At 43.4% G+C, this 16050-nt stretch carries 13 protein-coding genes; 5 read left to right on the forward strand and 8 right to left on the reverse strand.

All coding sequences use genetic code 11. From position 1 onward, the window contains the following. Positions 1-43: 43 nt before the first annotated feature. Positions 44-2881: a glycoside hydrolase family 95 protein gene (locus JT717_RS10115; RefSeq protein ID WP_205510088.1), complete on the reverse strand. Its 2838-nt coding sequence runs from the start codon at positions 2879-2881 to the stop codon at positions 44-46. A gap of 407 nt (positions 2882-3288) precedes the next feature. Here JT717_RS10115 and JT717_RS10120 point away from each other — a divergent pair, with 407 nt between their 5' ends. The 3 genes from JT717_RS10120 (at position 3289) to JT717_RS10130 (ending at position 6342) form a co-directional block, all read left to right on the forward strand. Continuing rightward, positions 3289-4230 carry a tetratricopeptide repeat protein gene (locus JT717_RS10120; protein ID WP_205510089.1) on the forward strand — a complete coding sequence of 314 codons (942 nt, stop codon included), beginning with the start codon at positions 3289-3291 and terminating at the stop codon, positions 4228-4230. Between the two features lie 151 nt (positions 4231-4381). Beyond that, positions 4382-4957, forward strand: a complete 576-nt coding sequence (locus JT717_RS10125) for a hypothetical protein (RefSeq protein WP_205510090.1) — start codon at positions 4382-4384, stop codon at positions 4955-4957. A 773-nt stretch (positions 4958-5730) separates the two neighbouring features. Next, positions 5731-6342, forward strand: a complete 612-nt coding sequence (locus JT717_RS10130) for a hypothetical protein (protein ID WP_205510091.1) — start codon at positions 5731-5733, stop codon at positions 6340-6342. A gap of 75 nt (positions 6343-6417) precedes the next feature. Here JT717_RS10130 and JT717_RS10135 read toward each other — a convergent pair whose 3' ends face one another. Next, positions 6418-7896, reverse strand: a complete 1479-nt coding sequence (locus JT717_RS10135; protein ID WP_205510092.1) for a hypothetical protein — start codon at positions 7894-7896, stop codon at positions 6418-6420. Between the two features lie 399 nt (positions 7897-8295). Here JT717_RS10135 and JT717_RS10140 point away from each other — a divergent pair, with 399 nt between their 5' ends. After that, entirely contained in the window at positions 8296-9366 is a 1071-nt protein-coding gene (locus JT717_RS10140; RefSeq protein ID WP_205510093.1) for a hypothetical protein, read from the forward strand. A gap of 3 nt (positions 9367-9369) precedes the next feature. Continuing rightward, positions 9370-10299 (forward strand): FtsB/FtsL family cell division protein, encoded by a 930-nt coding sequence (locus tag JT717_RS10145; RefSeq protein ID WP_205510094.1) that lies wholly within the window; start codon positions 9370-9372, stop codon positions 10297-10299. 712 nt (positions 10300-11011) lie between these two features. Here JT717_RS10145 and JT717_RS10150 read toward each other — a convergent pair. The 6 genes from JT717_RS10150 to JT717_RS10175 all read right to left on the reverse strand — a co-directional run bounded on the left by JT717_RS10150 (position 11012) and on the right by JT717_RS10175 (position 16043). Continuing rightward, entirely contained in the window at positions 11012-11554 is a 543-nt protein-coding gene (locus JT717_RS10150; protein ID WP_205510095.1) for a hypothetical protein, read from the reverse strand. 193 nt (positions 11555-11747) lie between these two features. Then, positions 11748-12164, reverse strand: a complete 417-nt coding sequence (locus JT717_RS10155) for a hypothetical protein (RefSeq protein ID WP_205510096.1) — start codon at positions 12162-12164, stop codon at positions 11748-11750. 106 nt (positions 12165-12270) lie between these two features. Beyond that, complete coding sequence (locus JT717_RS10160; RefSeq protein WP_240347955.1) at positions 12271-12600, reverse strand: DUF7710 domain-containing protein; 330 nt, start codon at positions 12598-12600, stop codon at positions 12271-12273. Between the two features lie 109 nt (positions 12601-12709). After that, the gene (locus tag JT717_RS28790; protein WP_205510319.1) at positions 12710-13153 is read right to left on the reverse strand and encodes a polymorphic toxin-type HINT domain-containing protein; all 444 of its coding nucleotides are present in this window, start codon (positions 13151-13153) and stop codon (positions 12710-12712) included. A gap of 74 nt (positions 13154-13227) precedes the next feature. Then, entirely contained in the window at positions 13228-13641 is a 414-nt protein-coding gene (locus tag JT717_RS10170; RefSeq protein WP_205510097.1) for a hypothetical protein, read from the reverse strand. Between the two features lie 599 nt (positions 13642-14240). Next, positions 14241-16043: a RagB/SusD family nutrient uptake outer membrane protein gene (locus JT717_RS10175; RefSeq protein ID WP_205510098.1), complete on the reverse strand. Its 1803-nt coding sequence runs from the start codon at positions 16041-16043 to the stop codon at positions 14241-14243. Positions 16044-16050: the final 7 nt, after the last annotated feature.

The following is a 16050-nucleotide window of genomic DNA, read 5'->3' on the forward strand; positions in this document are numbered from 1 at the left end:
TCTATTGTATGTTGTCTATGTCAATTTGCCTGTTGCCAATTGTTTATTGCCTATTGGTTCTCAGGCTGCCATTAAAGGTATAGCTGCCGCCTTTCTTTGTAGGAAATTTCACTTCCGCGTTTCCATATTTCAGGTGACAGAAATTACCACTTTTAGAAGTAAGTTTTACCTGTTGTAATTTTCCCTGATTCCATTGAAGATCCAGTACAAAACCACCGCGGGCGCAAATGCCTTTTACGCTGCCTTCCGGTAATTCAGCAGGCAATGCCGGCAGTAGTTCAATTACGCCGGTATGGCTTTGAATGATCATTTCGGCAATTCCGCTGGAACCGCCAAAATTACCATCGATCTGGAAGGGCGGATGCGCGTCGAACAGGTTATTATAAACGCCGCCTCTTTCACGGCCGTGATCGTCAATAGCAGGGGTGAACAAATTCTTGATCATCAGCAGCGCATGATCACCTTCCTTAAAACGCGCCCATACATTCACTTTCCAGGCAAGGCTCCAGCCGGTACCACCATCACCGCGATAGATCAAGGATTGACGGGCGGCCTTCATCATGGCGGAGTCTTTCCAGGTAATATCGGTGCCCGGATAAACGCCCCATAAATGGGAGATATGGCGGTGCTGGTTTTGCACCTCATCAATATCTTCCATCCATTCCTGCAACTGTTGATGTTTACCGATCTTATTAGGCGCAATTTGCGTGATCAGCGCTTTCAACCTGTCAGCGAAAGCGGCATCCTTGTTTAGTATAGCTGCTGCGGTTATCGTATTCTTGAACAGTTCGCGAATGATCTGGTGATCCATGGTTGGACCAGCCACCAACCCGCCCTGTTCAGGGGAATTGGACGGAGTACTGATGAGGTATCCGGTTTTAGCATCTTTCACCAGAAATTTTTCGAAGAATTGCGCAGCGGCCAGCATGTTGGGATATTGCTTGCGCAGGAAAGCCGTATCCTGGGTGAACAGGAAATGTTCCCAGATGTGCAAACACAACCAGGCTGCCCCGGTGACCCAAATGCCATGGTTACTCGCGTTGATCGGTGCGGTACCACGCCATAAGTCAGTATTGTGATGCAATACCCAGCCCGGCGCGCCATAATGCTCTTTGGCGGTTATTGAACCGGCAACAGCCAGCTCATCGATCATTTGAAATAAAGGTTGGGTACAGGATGGCAGGTTCAATACTTCTGCAGGCCAGTAGTTCATTTGCAGGTTAATATTGCTGGTATATTTACTGCCCCAGGGTGGCGTTAACAGATCGTTCCAGATGCCCTGCAAATTGGCGGGTTGCGTACCCGGCCTCGATGAAGAGATGAGCAGGTAACGGCCATACATCACAAATAACGATACCAGCGAAGGATCGTTCTGCATACTGAAAGTACTGATGCGCTCATTCGTAGGCAACAGCGCATTTTGACCGGCCGGTACCGTGAAGCTGAATGTTCCTGCCAGCTGACGGTATTCTTTCACATGCGCCGCTTTTATCGTATTGTACGGAATATGCATTATTTGCGCCAGCGCTGACTTACATTTCGCTTCCGGATCACCCGATACATCTTTATAATTTTTGAAACTGGTAGCTGCTACAAAGTAAAAATCAGCATCATTGGCATTTTCCACACTGATGGCAGTGTCGCTCACGCTCAGTTTGCCACCATTTGACCTGGCATACAGATAGCCCACGCCTTTCAATACGCCATTGCTTACCTGTAACGAGATAGAAAGGGTACGATCATCGATCTTCTTTACCACATACTTTTTATGAGGCGACTGCAGCAGGGCCTGTACCGAGAGAGCGCCCGGTTTGGCAGCCGTCAAATGCGCCACCAGGCATTGATGCGGCGCGCTGATGAAATACTCCCGGTTATAGCCAATGCCATTTGCTGTGTAGGATACCTTTGCGATGGCGTTCTCAAGATCAAGCGATCGCTTGTAGTTGCTGCTGTTATCGCCATGCGCGAAACGGAAATACAGATCCCCAAAAGGCAGGTAATCGGCTTCATAGCGGGGCATGGCCGGCGGGTTCTCATCCTGAATAAAATACTTCCAGGGATTGGCCAATGCCGCCGTATCTGTATCTCCGCCTTCCGGGTATACGACCAGGGTTTTGGCAGATCCTTTTACGCCGGTAAATCCACCTTTATCAAAAAAATTGATGACCTGAACAGCCACTGTATTCCTCCCTTCTTTTACCAATGCCGCTGGAATGGTATATTTTCTTTTTTTGCTGATGCCTTCATCATGACCTACCAACTGACCATTTACATAGGAGTAATCGACGTCGCGGATCCGGCCCAGGTCAAGCACCAGGTTCTTCCCCAGCCATTTCGCCGGCACATTGAAAGAAGTGCGGAACCAAAGCACGCCATCCGTACCCATCAAACCGCTGCGCTCCCACCCTTCCAGGGTGGGCAGTTCCATGGTAGCCCAGTTATTATCGTTATGATCAGTGGCAGCGGGCGCTGTTTGCTGAACCATGGCTTTGAACCAGGCATCTTTTTGCACACTATAGGTACTGTCGTCAGGATCTTTTACCGCCATGAAATATTTCTCACCCATTGCTTCTGCTTCTTTCTGTTTGCCCTCGGCCAGTAACTGGCGAATGGGTTGCAGGTATTGTACAGCGCCGGTACGGGCATAAGTGCGCGGACGGCCACTCCACAAAGTTTCCTCGTTCAGTTGAAAACGTTCCTCCGCCACACCACCGAATACCATGGCGCCGATCCGGCCATTACCGAGCGGCAGGGCATCGGTCCACGCTTCGGCGGGTTGCCGGTACCATAAAGTATTTGGCTGTTGTTGTGCCGTAGCCTGGCTAAAGGGGTTAACAGCTGTTAACAGGAAAGCGCATCGAAACAATGTTTTCAGGTGCATATGTACAAGATATATGGGTAATTAGACGGAAACGGGATCGTCTGGGTTGGCAAGATAGTTCAAAGTTCACAGTTTAAAATTTACAGTTCATAGTCCCCTGCCCTACAAAAAGCGTTAAAATGACATTAATGTTGCCTGTCACCACCTGCCGGTTACCGGTTATTAGTCCCCGGTTGCCGGTTACCGGTTACCCGTTTCAGGTTACATGTTGCAGGTTGCAGGGGGCCGATGCCAGCCGGTGCGTTCAAAGAGTAGGGCCTTGTAACCTGAGACTTGTAACTGGTAACACAAGTTTGACCTTGAGATCCAGCCGGCCACAATGATCATCCCCGTCGACTATTGACCATTGACTATTGCCCTGTTAATATTTTGCTTTACATTCACGGGTTCAAATTCCATTTCAGTTTATGAGTAATGAGCAGCCGGCCGCCCGTTTTGAGCAGGAGTTCCAGCTTACGATTCCCCGGTATTTATCGAAACCCGGCGTACATGTAGGCCTGAAAATGCGCCATAAAGAAACGAACGAGATCATGTCCTTTGCCGAAGCTTTTCCGGAGCAGTTTGCCAGCTGGCAAGCCATAGAAAGCCGGTATGATCGCCGGAGCCTGATCTATTCGATCCTTGATACTATTATGGGAAAAGACCTGCAGCTGTGGCAGATCATGGAGCGTTTTACTGATGACCGGTATGCGCAACGGGCGGTGGACACCGCCAAAGCACATGCAGATGCAACTGATCTGAACAGTGTGGATTACTGGACGGCACTCGCCAAAGCGAATCTGGTTCTAACCAATACGACAACAGCAGCAGAAAACGCCCGCAAAGCATTATCGCTGGATGCCAACCATCACCGCGCAAAGATCGTGCTGGCCGATATTCATCATGTTACAGGGAATATACAGGAAGCGCATCAGCTGTATAACGAAGTACTCAAGGACCGCTTACCTAAAACAGGAACGTCTTCGTTAACATTTGCGCAATTGGTGGGTTTTGACGGCAATATACTGCCCTCGCCTTTTTATGCGCTTGACTGGCTGCAGGCCCATCCCGATACAACCATCGATAGCTGGAACTGGGCGAATGACGAATTTTATTACAGTCCGCATTTTAGAACGCAGTTCGCATATTACCTGCTGAAAGAAAAAGAGACGATGAAAGGACTGGTAAAATTATTTGCCCTGGCCCAGGAAATGCCCTGGTATAAAGAAGCGGTGATCAACAGCTGGCATTTGATCAACCAGTTAGGCATGGCCGGGAATATGGAAAAGGCATATGCCTGGCTGCAAAGCGTAATCGAAAACAATCAATGGGATCCGCATGATCCGGGCTTGCACAGGATGGAGGTGTGATAAAATAAGTTGAATCGTTTACCATAAGCAAGACGCCGGAAAAGCTTATTCTTGCCCGATAGCTAGTCATACTAACATGATTTAGATCAATTTCGATCTTAGCTACCAACAGATTGCCTTAACTTAGAAAAAACCATTAACCCTCATTAGTATGTCTACTGCTAACTTAAACGAAGAAGAACTTTTCAAAGATAAAACCGCTAAAAAACAACATAAGCAGATCAGCGCTGAGCAAGAAAATGCAAGTGATGAGCAGGGAAAAGAGAACGACATCATCCACGAAATGATACTGGTGTCAAAGCAACTTACGGAGGCCGCCAAAGAACCATTCCCGGAAGAAGATGCATGGTGCACCATTGGCGATATCCGCTATGGCCATCCTACTGCACCATTGCTTCTAAGATATAGAACATTGATGTGGATGGCGGCTCACCCACCGGATCCCCGGGGCGAAAGGATGTGTAGCCGGCCTGCGCCTTATAAAGTGAGGCTGGAAACGCAGGATCTCATGGATTTATTCAAAGTAAGCCAACGCACAGCAGAGCGCGTTATCAAGCAGATCCGTGAGGCCCGGGAAAGAACCGGCTTACGATGGGTTACGGTGGAAGAATTCTGTACTTTACATCACCTGGATGAGGATTATATACAAAAAAGATTACATGAATTTTTTCTGATGAGATGGAATAAGATCAAAAGAAATATTGATCTTGACGGCGACAAGAAATAAGTCACAGGACGACTTGAGCACATTACTTGCCCGTTTCGCCAAAGCGCTAGGGCAGTTTTCACTTTGGCTATGCAACAAATGACAGTTAATAACAGACTTTCTTACCTCAGTACTTAACTGTTCATAAAAGTCGACGACTTGTAGTGGCAAGTAGCTTGCAGGAGTGATTTACCAGCTTGCACAACACAACTGCTCCGTAACATGGAAGCTTTTCTACGCAACTTCTTTGACCAGCAGGCAACTTCTATTACCAGGTCTTTAACTTGCCCCCAAACTGAAGCACGCCCCTTCTATTGTTACTAATCTATAGCACAAACTCATCTACTTGCTACCAAACTTACAAAGCTGTTATGTTAAGTTGGCCAGCAAACATGTCTTGCAAGTTTCTAACATGTTTTTTAACCAAAAAAGCGCATCTGCCAGGAAGTAAGTTGCAGGTTCAACCGATTCGCACGTATAAAATCAGCAAGTTCAAAGAAGAATTTTACTGACCACCGTCAGCTCCACTAAGTAGTTCCATGTAAAAAAACCGCCAAATTCGCCATTGTCGCCAACTATTTGGAAACCGGCCGGGGCCAGCTATATATTTGACTTAACAAAGCCACCGATTACTATCAAACGAGTTTACCGGGTACAAGTACTGAATGGATCCTCCTGTAAATAAGGGAGAAACGAAAACGGAGCTTTAGGAAAGCATATTGGCCAATAAGCTTTTTACGGTGCTGATAGCGTAGCGTTGGAATTTCAATTTTAAACTTTTAAATTTTCTAAAAATGAAAAACATAATATTAAGCGTTTACAAACGTCAATCAGACAGCGAATTGATCACCACCGGTCACCGGGTAACAGGGAAAATAAAAGACAATCCAAATTTTCCCGACCCGCCTCCCGAATTGGATGAAGCAATAAAATTGTTGCCGGAATTTCAAAAATCAGTAAGTAATGCGAAAGGGCGAGATATGGAGGTCATTAATTTAAAAAATGAGCAAAAAGCAGCCCTGGTAACATTACTTGTAACGCTGGACAAGTATGTAACAGTTACCAGTGACGGCGACCGGGGCAAGTTATTAAGCAGCGGTTTTCCGGTTGCCGGAGACAGATACTATCAGGCAGAACCGGTTATTTTACAACTGGAAGTGGAGTTAGGTCCACCCGGGGAAGCCACTACCAGTATCAAGCGGTTGCGGGGTGCACGGGCATATATGCACCAGTACACTACCCAACCGCCAACTGCCGAAACAGTATGGATCAGTGAAGGGAGCAAGTTTGCGTATTATACGTTCAGCGGGCTCCATTCAATGGCAAAATACTGGTTCAGGGTAGTGGCCATTAGCCAGGATGGGCAAATGATCTATTCACCGGTTATTACGAAAGTGATCCAGTAAAGGTTCTCCTAGTATTGACAAACGAAAGCCCCTGGCGTTTGGCCGGGGGCCTTTTACTATACTTGAGTGATCCCATTAAAAATTATAACCCACCCTAAACTTTACAGGTTGCGTTCGTGGAAGCTGCTGGTAACTCAGAAAATCCCACATCAACTGCAGTTTGGTCTTCTTGAAGAATTTGCTTTTTATGGAAATGATCTTGCTGATGCCTACCAATCCGCTTTGTTTCCAGGGAGAGATCTCCTCTACTCCGCTGGTAGCGGGCAAACTATCGGTTTTCAAAGGTTGGTAATTGTATTCAAAGCCACCGCTGGCAAAAAAGCTGCCTTTGAGTTTTATATCGAGGTATGATCTTAACCCCATTCCCTGGTGGGTAATATCGATATGTTTGATGTCTTGTCCGAGTCCCAGCTTATAACTGGCGCCTACCCCAACAGTGCTTTTGTCTGTGATCTTATAGCCTACCGAGAGGCCGAGGTCGGTTGTCGTGGGAAAGAAATTGTTCTTGGCCGTTTGAAAATTCGTGCCGTATTCCAGGCGTTTCCAAAAGGATTTAGTCTTTTGATTATTGGGTTTGAAATCCGGCATATCCATATCATCACCACCGCTGCCACCGAGTTTGTTTATTTTATCTTTGAGCTGATTGAGCTGGCTTTGCGCAGCCTGCAGGTTCTGTTGCAGGTATTGTTGCGCGTTGGGACCGGCGCCGGCCAGTTGCGATTGTATCTGCTGCTGTACCTGGGAGCGGGTTTGCAGTCCAGCCAGGCTTTGCGGTGTACCGTAATTATCCGGCAACCTGAATAAACTGGCCAGTTCGCTGTGTTGTTTCATGAATTGCGTAAAAGCAGGCAGTTTATTCAGCAATGTCAATCCCTTTTGAATAAGCCTGTCAGGATCATTCAGCATTTCCCTGTATTCTTTTATCTGGGCGCTGTAGTAATAAGCCTGCGCTTTGAAATCATTGAAGTCTTTGGTAAGACCGGCTGGTAGTTTGGTATATCTGCTCAGGGATACTTTTATCTGCTGCTTACGTTGCTGGATAAATGCTTTTACCTGTTCAGCCTGCTGCAGTTTTCCCTGCAACTGGTTAACCTGTGAAAGGGAGCCTTGCAGCTTTTCCTGCATTTCTTTCGATTGACCCAATAACGAATTGTTCTGTCCCAGGAACGACAAACTGGTTTTTACACTGTCGAGCATGGGAATATAGGCGCCGCTTTTTCCGGATAGTTTGTCGCCGTCTGCCTTTACTTTGGTCATCATTTGCGTATATTCTTTTTCAGAATTGGCGAACAACTGTTTAGCGCCGCTAGAATCTATTTTGGCCAGCTTGCGTTGCATTTTCTTTTCCCGGCTAAATAACTTTTGCAGGTATTTTTCGGTTTGTTTGGTTACCCGGTCTTCCAGGTGCTCATATTTATTTTCAATTTTGGAAAAATAAGAAACAGGAAAATGCAGAACGCTGTCTGTAGTGAGTTTTGCATCCTGGGCCATCCCCCAATTACTCCACAAGATGCACATGCATATCAGTAGTAGATAAAGATAAATTTTTGTCATATGCAGGGGGCTGTTTTTGGTTCAGGATAATACGAAAATAGACCACTTCCGGCAAGTAAAAAAAAATCTAAAGTCACTTTTGATAGACGTGCAGTTTTGCCAATAGACGTGTTAATTAGGGCGATAAGTGTGCAGCTGAAACCCGGGCAGTGGTGCCAGTGAAAATCGCTGCACAGATATTCCCAAAAACTGCACACTTATTGGCTAAACTGCACACTTATCAAATTACCGGGCGACTACCTTTCAATTTAGCTACATTCGTTTTTTCAAACCCCTAAACCATTCTACATGCACCGGTTCCATAGAGTCGATATTATCCTCTTTTGATGCTATTCAGCCTTATACGAATAGCAATTTTATTTTCTCAACAATAACCAACCAAGAATAAAAATCAGAACTATGTTTAAAGCAGGGTTAACTACCATAATTGGCGCGCTGATCTTTCAAGCAGGTGTACAGGCACAGATATACGTAAAAAGCCCGGGAAATGTAGGCATTGGAACGCAGACGCCGGCTACCAAGTTACATATAGAAGGCGTAACAACCGCCGGCCCGGCCAATGGAGGCTACCATTTAATTGTAAATGATATCCCCAACGCCCGTTGGGCACTCGGAACCGGCAATTACGGCTTTCATATAGCCAGTGATTATCCAGTTACAACGACCTGGGAAGAAAAGTTAGTGCTTACCAGAGATGGAAATGTAGGGATTGGCGTAGCGCAACCGACTGCAAAACTCACATTGCCCAATGCCGGAAATGAAAGTTTGCGGGTGGGTGTAAACAGCAATATGGCCAATACGCATACGCAGTTGATAAATTCTATGGCTGTGGTGGCCGACGATCATTTGACCACTTCTTCCTGTGGTGCCGTGGCCTGTGACTACTTTAACAATAACAACAATCCAACTTGGCGGGGAACACTCTTGTTACACACTGGCATAAGTGTACAGGGTGACAAATATGGCATTGGAGCGGGAAACCAGGGCACCCTGCTTTTTCAAAATGAAAATGCTGGCGTGATCGCATCCAATGGCGCTCCCATTTATATAGCACCACTAAACAGTCCAAGCGCAACCTTTACAACCGATGGTAAAGTTGGTATTGGTACCAGCAGCCCAGAGAAAAAACTACATGTTGCCGGTGATGTAAAGGCAAACACCTATTGGGCATATAATAATGCACATTGGCCCGACTATGTGTTCGAAACAACCTACCAGTTACCTTCTTTACCAGAAATCAAGAACTTTATCAATCAGCACCATCACCTGCCAGATGTACCATCCGCAGAAGATGTTAAAAGAGATGGGCTGGATCTGGCCGCCAACCAGGCGATCTTTTTAAAAAAGATTGAAGAATTAACCTTGTATGTGATCGATCAAAATGAAAAGCTCACAGAACTGGCATCGGAAAATGCCGCGCTGAAAGAAGCAGTAAAAGAATTGCAGACGAAACGTAAAACCAATAAGTAATTTATGTGTAAGACTTGCCTAGCTACTATTGTAGGTGCGGTGCTATTGCACATAGGGGCATTGGCGCAGCTATATGTAAAAAGTCCGGGAAATGTAGGGATCGGCATCCAAACACCATCTACCAAATTGCATGTGAATGGCGATGTGATTGCCGGCGTTGCTGGTGGAGGTTATCATTTAATTGTAAATGATGTTCCAACAGCCCGTTGGGCCCTGGGAACCGGCGCTCATGCATTTCATATTGCTAATGACTATCCTGTTACAGGCACCTGGGGTGACAAGTTCGTGATCAGTAAAGAAGGGAACGTTGGCATAGGCACCCCGACTCCCTCTGCATCTTATAAACTTGATGTTGTGGGATCGGCGAAGGCCAATTTGATAGATATAAACAGTGGAACTGCGGATGGCGGCCGATTGATCTTTCGTTCTGAGGGGTTCCCCGAATGGCGGATCAGAAATTTTAATGGACTCGGTTTCTTCCCGGGCGAGGGTGCAGCAACATCCTTATGGCTTGACAATTCCGGAACTGTAGGTATTGGCGTGCAGAATACTGACGGACATAAACTGAGAGTGGACGGAAGCGTTAGGGCTGTGTCCTTCACTGCCAATAGCGGAAATACATGGGCTGATTATGTGTTTGATTCAACGTACCACTTACCATCCTTAACAGCAGTGAAAAATTACATACAACAAAACCATCACCTGCCCGATGTACCTTCAGCAGACGACGTAAACAGAGATGGCGTCAACATCGTAGATAACCAGGTAATTCTCTTGAAAAAGATCGAAGAATTAATGTTGTATGTGATCGAGCAAAATGAAAAGCAGCAGCTGTTTGAAAGGGAATTAAAAGCAGTAAAGGAAGAGAACGAAGCGCTTAAAGAAAGGATCAATCATTTAAAGAAAGATCGCAAAGAAGCCCGCAGGAAATAGCACCAACTCGTTTTTGGATGGATTGAGATAAGCAGCCCCTGATGGTCAGGGGCTGTTTTTTAGGCGCTAGCCGAGGTGAGACTGTAAAATAATCTTTTGACGGGTCCGACCGTTGAATACCGTTGACAACTTGAGTTCCCTTAACTTTATAGACCTCCGGAAGAAGCCTTCACGTTAATGGTACTTATTTTAAGTCCTTAAAATAATCAGGCTGGAACGTATATTGCCCATATGTCATTGGGCATTTGTTGAATACAATTGGCGATCTTTTTTATGAAGGATCCCGTGCACATTCAAGAATTGCCTTTTCATAAATATAATAAAGTGATAAGCATGAACGAAGTTCAAATATGAAATAGTCTCTCCATTGGCCTTGTAAAGATGCTACTATTCCGTCTCTGCTATTCAAGCCCGGCTTTCAAAACTTAGCCTTACCTCTGACGAGCTAAAAGGAGTTTTGAAAAAGTCTCATTGTCAATTACTTAATTCCTAGCAAAGCGCTCAAGCATAAGGCATTAGAGCTATTGCACTCTGGAATGTCTCTTGTTGTAAAAGATGAGGCCTTTGTGCCATTAATTAAGGATACCTTAAAAGCCGTGTGGCAGGAAAGATGGCAGATCATCCCGATTAAAGAGTAACCTGCCAATGATAACTTCCAAAAAAATGTGTGATTAAGTCTGCCCTTGATTGGCGGGCATTAAATTGATAAATATCAATAAAGCTCATGATAATCTAAATCTTTTATAACCTGAAAATAAAACCACCGGCTTACTGCGTATTCTTTAGGAGCATAAGGAGGATCATTAATAGGTATTTTTAGTAAATGTACACGCATTCTATATTTTCCTTTATAAAACGCGCCAATTCTGCTTATTAAATTAAAATGCAATTCTGCTGTATCACCAGGGCTCAGTTTTGCATACTCAATTATAGGATCAGTAATACTATCACCATAAAAATAGTCAACATGCTTGTCAACGAACCGTTTATATTTTCCGTTTTCTAATTTTTGTAGTTCCGTGTAAATATTAGCATAGGGTTCATATTTGGTACCTTCAATTAAACTAAAAGGAATTAAGATTGTATCCAGCTCAGTGTTAGTGTATCTTATTTTCAAATTAAGGTTGTTAGTATCAGCTACTACTCCTTCGCTAAAAAAGAACCTAAATGTTTGGTTTTTAGGATAAATTGGAGATTGTGAATACAAACGATTTGCATTTACAAACAACGTTAAAAAAACAATAAGGTGTTTCATTCTATTTTAAGTTAAAGACAATACCTAATCGCCTTTGCACCTCGCTTTTGTAATTTGAAATGGTATTTTTCGACAATGTCTTAAGGCATGACTCTAAAAAGGTTTTGTGTGCGTTTATCAAAGATATTGATTGCTCTTGGTAATGCTTGGTCTTTTTATATTTTCACCAGGCAAGAAATAATTTCTAAACAAATTACCCCAATGATTTTTTTTCATAGCCATTTTCTGTTGGCAAATTAACGCCTAACTCAAAACCTTTTTTATAAGTGTCAAGTTCTCCATTATGACCAGAATAGTCCATCTTAGTAACTTCTTTTACATGAATGAACTCATGCAATATATCGTGCAGAACGTCTACCGTTTTGCCATTCACCTCCAATTCAGTGGTCGATTCGTTGGTGATAGCATACACATACCTGGAACCGGCTGATGGAGCGAGATGGGCTTTAAAGGCATCGGCGTCAGTATTCAATTCTGTAATTACATCTGCACCTTTGGCTCTGTCGTCTTTATAAGTTGTAGCTGAGTTATTTAATGAATCGCATGCATACAATATCAATACACTTGCCCACGAGAAAGATAAACTTTTGAATTTTGAATAAAAATGCATTATGTAAAAATTAGTTGCTTGTGAAAAGCTGGCTAGAATGAAGAGCAAACAATACAAGCATCTTAAGCAAATGGAAACTAATAATCATATCAAAACCAATAAATTTTTAAGAGTCTAATTCACCATTTTCATAATGAAAATGTTCTTGAGAAGCAGAAGAAAACCCTCCTATAAATTCCGAAGTCAATTGATTCTCCTTTTTAGGTTTAAAAAAGCCCATGCGAATTGCCCAGTCATAAACTGCTTCATCAATGGGATAAACTGTAAGAACTCCTGTTAACGAATATTTTTTTATATATTCTTCAGCTTTTTCTTTTGTTGAAAAAACCCCGCTACAAAAGCGCCCATTATTAGGAGCTTGAAAAACGTATACTTCATTAAGCATAAAACACTTTATTTTTGGTTCTGGCCTATGATATTTCATTATTTTCTTCATAGCTCTTCGAATCTTTGCCTTATGCTGATCAACTACAGCTTGTTGCCTAGCAGAAAGTTCCGGGCTGCCATCTATTGGTTTACCATTTTGCCCAATTTTTGCACTTTTATCACCCCTTCACGTGTGCGTGGGCAGGAGCATGATCCCCGGATTTATAATAATGTTCAATAGTTACACCATCCTGTTGTGCTATTGTCTTATCTGGCAATTTTGTTTTACATGGCCCCGCATTATGAACCAATACTTTCTTATCCGAAACATAATAAGTATGATAATCTTCAACCTCGAAGTTGTAAACCGTCCTTTGTCCGGGAATTATCGTTATGCTGTTAACGGCTAATTTCTGTCCGGCATACGTTTGAAGACTGTCACCAACTTTCAGATCATGTACCCGAACCCGTTTTCCAAATACAAAGAACGGATGGTCGCTGGTGGAATTAATGATTTCTCCGCCGATTGAAACAGCATAAATAGTATCCCGAATATAGGAAAAGAGTTGTTTTACCCTTTTTAGATCATAATTTCCTGTGGTGTCATTGTATGCCCATACAATGAAAAATCCTAATCTTCACTAGCATCACCATTTCACGCTCTCATTCAAAAAAATAAAGATGTTCTGTGGCTTTTTTAATCTGCATTACAAATTGACTCAATGGAATCCAAAACCATGGCAGATTCATTTGACGGGATTAATTTATATTTCTGGTAGCTTTTCCGAGTCAATAACATTTTACAGTTATCCGGATCAGTTCTTTCATATACTATATCCAGCTTCTTCCCTATTAAATAGTCTTTGAACACGGCTTTCTTACTTTTAGCACAATCTACACTCGTCTTTGAGGTTAACTCTTTACCATCAATTTTTGCTTTAAATTTTATAAAAATATTTTTACCGCCATTGTGAAATGTTTCTATATCGATTATTTCAGCTGTACTTCTCTTAAAATCTCTCATTAATCGTGATTCTTGTGTCACCGCTTTATAAACTATAAAGGAGACTATGATCACAAATACAACAATTGACGTAATATTTTTCTTCATAAAATTCGTTCTAATTACCAATTACATCAGTGAGTATGTTACCCATCCATTCCCCTCCAAATGTAAATGTTACTTCCTATGCTTTTCCGGTAAATTTACCAGTTTCGTAATTAATACCCGGCGCAGACAATCCAATCAAATTTCCAAATGCATTGCCTGCCAAGTTTCCTATAAATCCAGCTCCAAAATCAGCCACCCGGCTTTATTAAACTTAAAAACATTCTCTGTTTGAATTGAATAGGCTGACAAATTAAAGAACCTCCTGTTGATATTAGTTGAATCAGAAATTATTATGCGCAACATTCATTTTTCCAGCCATACTTTAATTTTCTAGCGCCGTGGATGATCCGACTTTCATACCATCCATAATGTCATTCAGAACTCATAACTTATAATTGTAACCCTTGTAAACAAAGATCCCCCCGAACATCGGAGGGATCTTTTTCTTCCATGACTTAAAGGTTACTAGATCAAATTACTGCTATGTGTATTAAAACGGGTTGCTGTTTTGTCCTTCCCGGAAGCCTGGTTAGGGCTCCCGGGTACGGTTGGACACATCTTCAGAGGATAAGTAACTATTTAAATCTCTTTATGAACTTCTATTGATAATTTGGGTTCTGACCAAACTCTTCCGCATTCTCCAAGGCACTTAATTCCAATTGAGGAATCGGACGTACCCAGTGGTGAGGCTGAATTAAAGTGATATCAGGATTCCATTTTTTGATGTAATTAACCCAATCCTGACCACGGAATACTCTTTTCAGATCGTACCAGCGATGTTGCTCACCGGCAAATTCTCGGGCACGCTCATCCAGAATAAGGTCCATGTTAACCTGTGCGGCAGTAACCTCCATATCAGTTTCTTTGCCGGGCTTGGCAGCTCGTCTTCTAATAACGTTCAGCATAGTAGCAGCATTCCCGAGGTCATTCAGTTGCGTATAAGCTTCTGCGGCGATCAGGTACATTTCTGCAAAACGCATGATATAGGCATCACTATAGTCAGTGGCGGCGGTCAGTGTTGCAGTACGGTTTGGATTAACAAACTTCCTGAATGATGGATAGTACTCAGTCAACACCGTATTGTTAATTATAGGTGCCGGCTGACCATGAACAGGATTTACATACAGGTCGCTCTTGCCCATGGCGATAATATTCGTATCCTTCCTGTTATAAGGCAGATCCCCTTTTGTAAGGAACATAGCAACATCACCAACTTTCGTTTCCTTGCCTACAACTTTTGCGTTTTTATCGAACCTGGCAGCTCCAACATCAGCAGATGTCCAGGTATAGCTGTTATTGGCAATCCATGTTTCCTGGAAACAAGCATCATAACGGGAATCAATGGTTTCATTGAACAGATCAAGAAAATGCCAGGTTGGCATCAGACGACCTTCCCCATCAACACCGTAGGCATTGATATATGTGTTGTTAAAGCCTGGTTTGCCGGTATACCTTGTTATTGTGTATTTGAATATACGATTACCACCGGGATTACCACTTGTGTACATGTTGGCCGCATGATTTTCCTCATTATAAGCCAACACAAACATAGCTTCTTTGTTTCCTGCTCTCAGGGCAATAGGTTTAGCACTAATAGCCAGGCATGCTTCTTTAAATGTGGGATACAGGTCCAGCTGTAATGAGCCTTTGCTGTTGATCACTTCCAGCGCTGCATCCTTTGCTTTGGTAAACCAGGTAGTTCTATCGCCTCCTGTTGCATAATAAGCCCTTGTCAACAATACCCTCGCCAGTAATCCCATGGCAGATCTTTTGTCAGCACGGCTGTATTCAGCAGCAGGCCATTTTACGGGTAAATTATTCTTAGCAAATTCAAGGTCACTGATGATCACTTCGTAGAATTGTTCCGGTGAACTTCTGTAAGCTTTCAACTCAGTACTTTCATCAGTTTCTTGAGTACGTAACATTACACCGCCAAATTGCTCAACCAACTGAAAATTATAGAAGGCTCTCATGAAATGCAATTCAGCCAGGCGTTGGTTCTTTTCTATGTCGTTGGTAAATCCAGCCTTATCGATACGGCCGATACCGGCATTACACAGGTTAATTCCTCTATACGCATATTGCCACAAATTCCTTGATTGGCCCTGTTGAGACGTTAAACCATCATAGTGGAGATATTGCCGTGCGTAGCTACCCCTTTTTGAGCCATACCATAAATCGGTTCCACCTTCCAGCAACCACATACCGTCCTCAACACCATACCAAAGGTGTAAGTCCTGGTAAACAGTTGCTGTAAGACTGGCAAAACCTGTTGGTGTACTCCATAAGTTCTCAGCGGTAGCATCGCCCGGGTTAAATTCTTCGAGTTGTTTGGAACAGGAGGTAGCGGTGGTTACCAAAAAAGCCGCTACCGCATATGATAGATTCTTAAGCTTATTCATATTAGTA

Origin of the sequence: Longitalea arenae, assembly GCF_016924755.1 — a bacterium.
Lineage (GTDB): Bacteria > Bacteroidota > Bacteroidia > Chitinophagales > Chitinophagaceae > Niastella > Niastella arenae.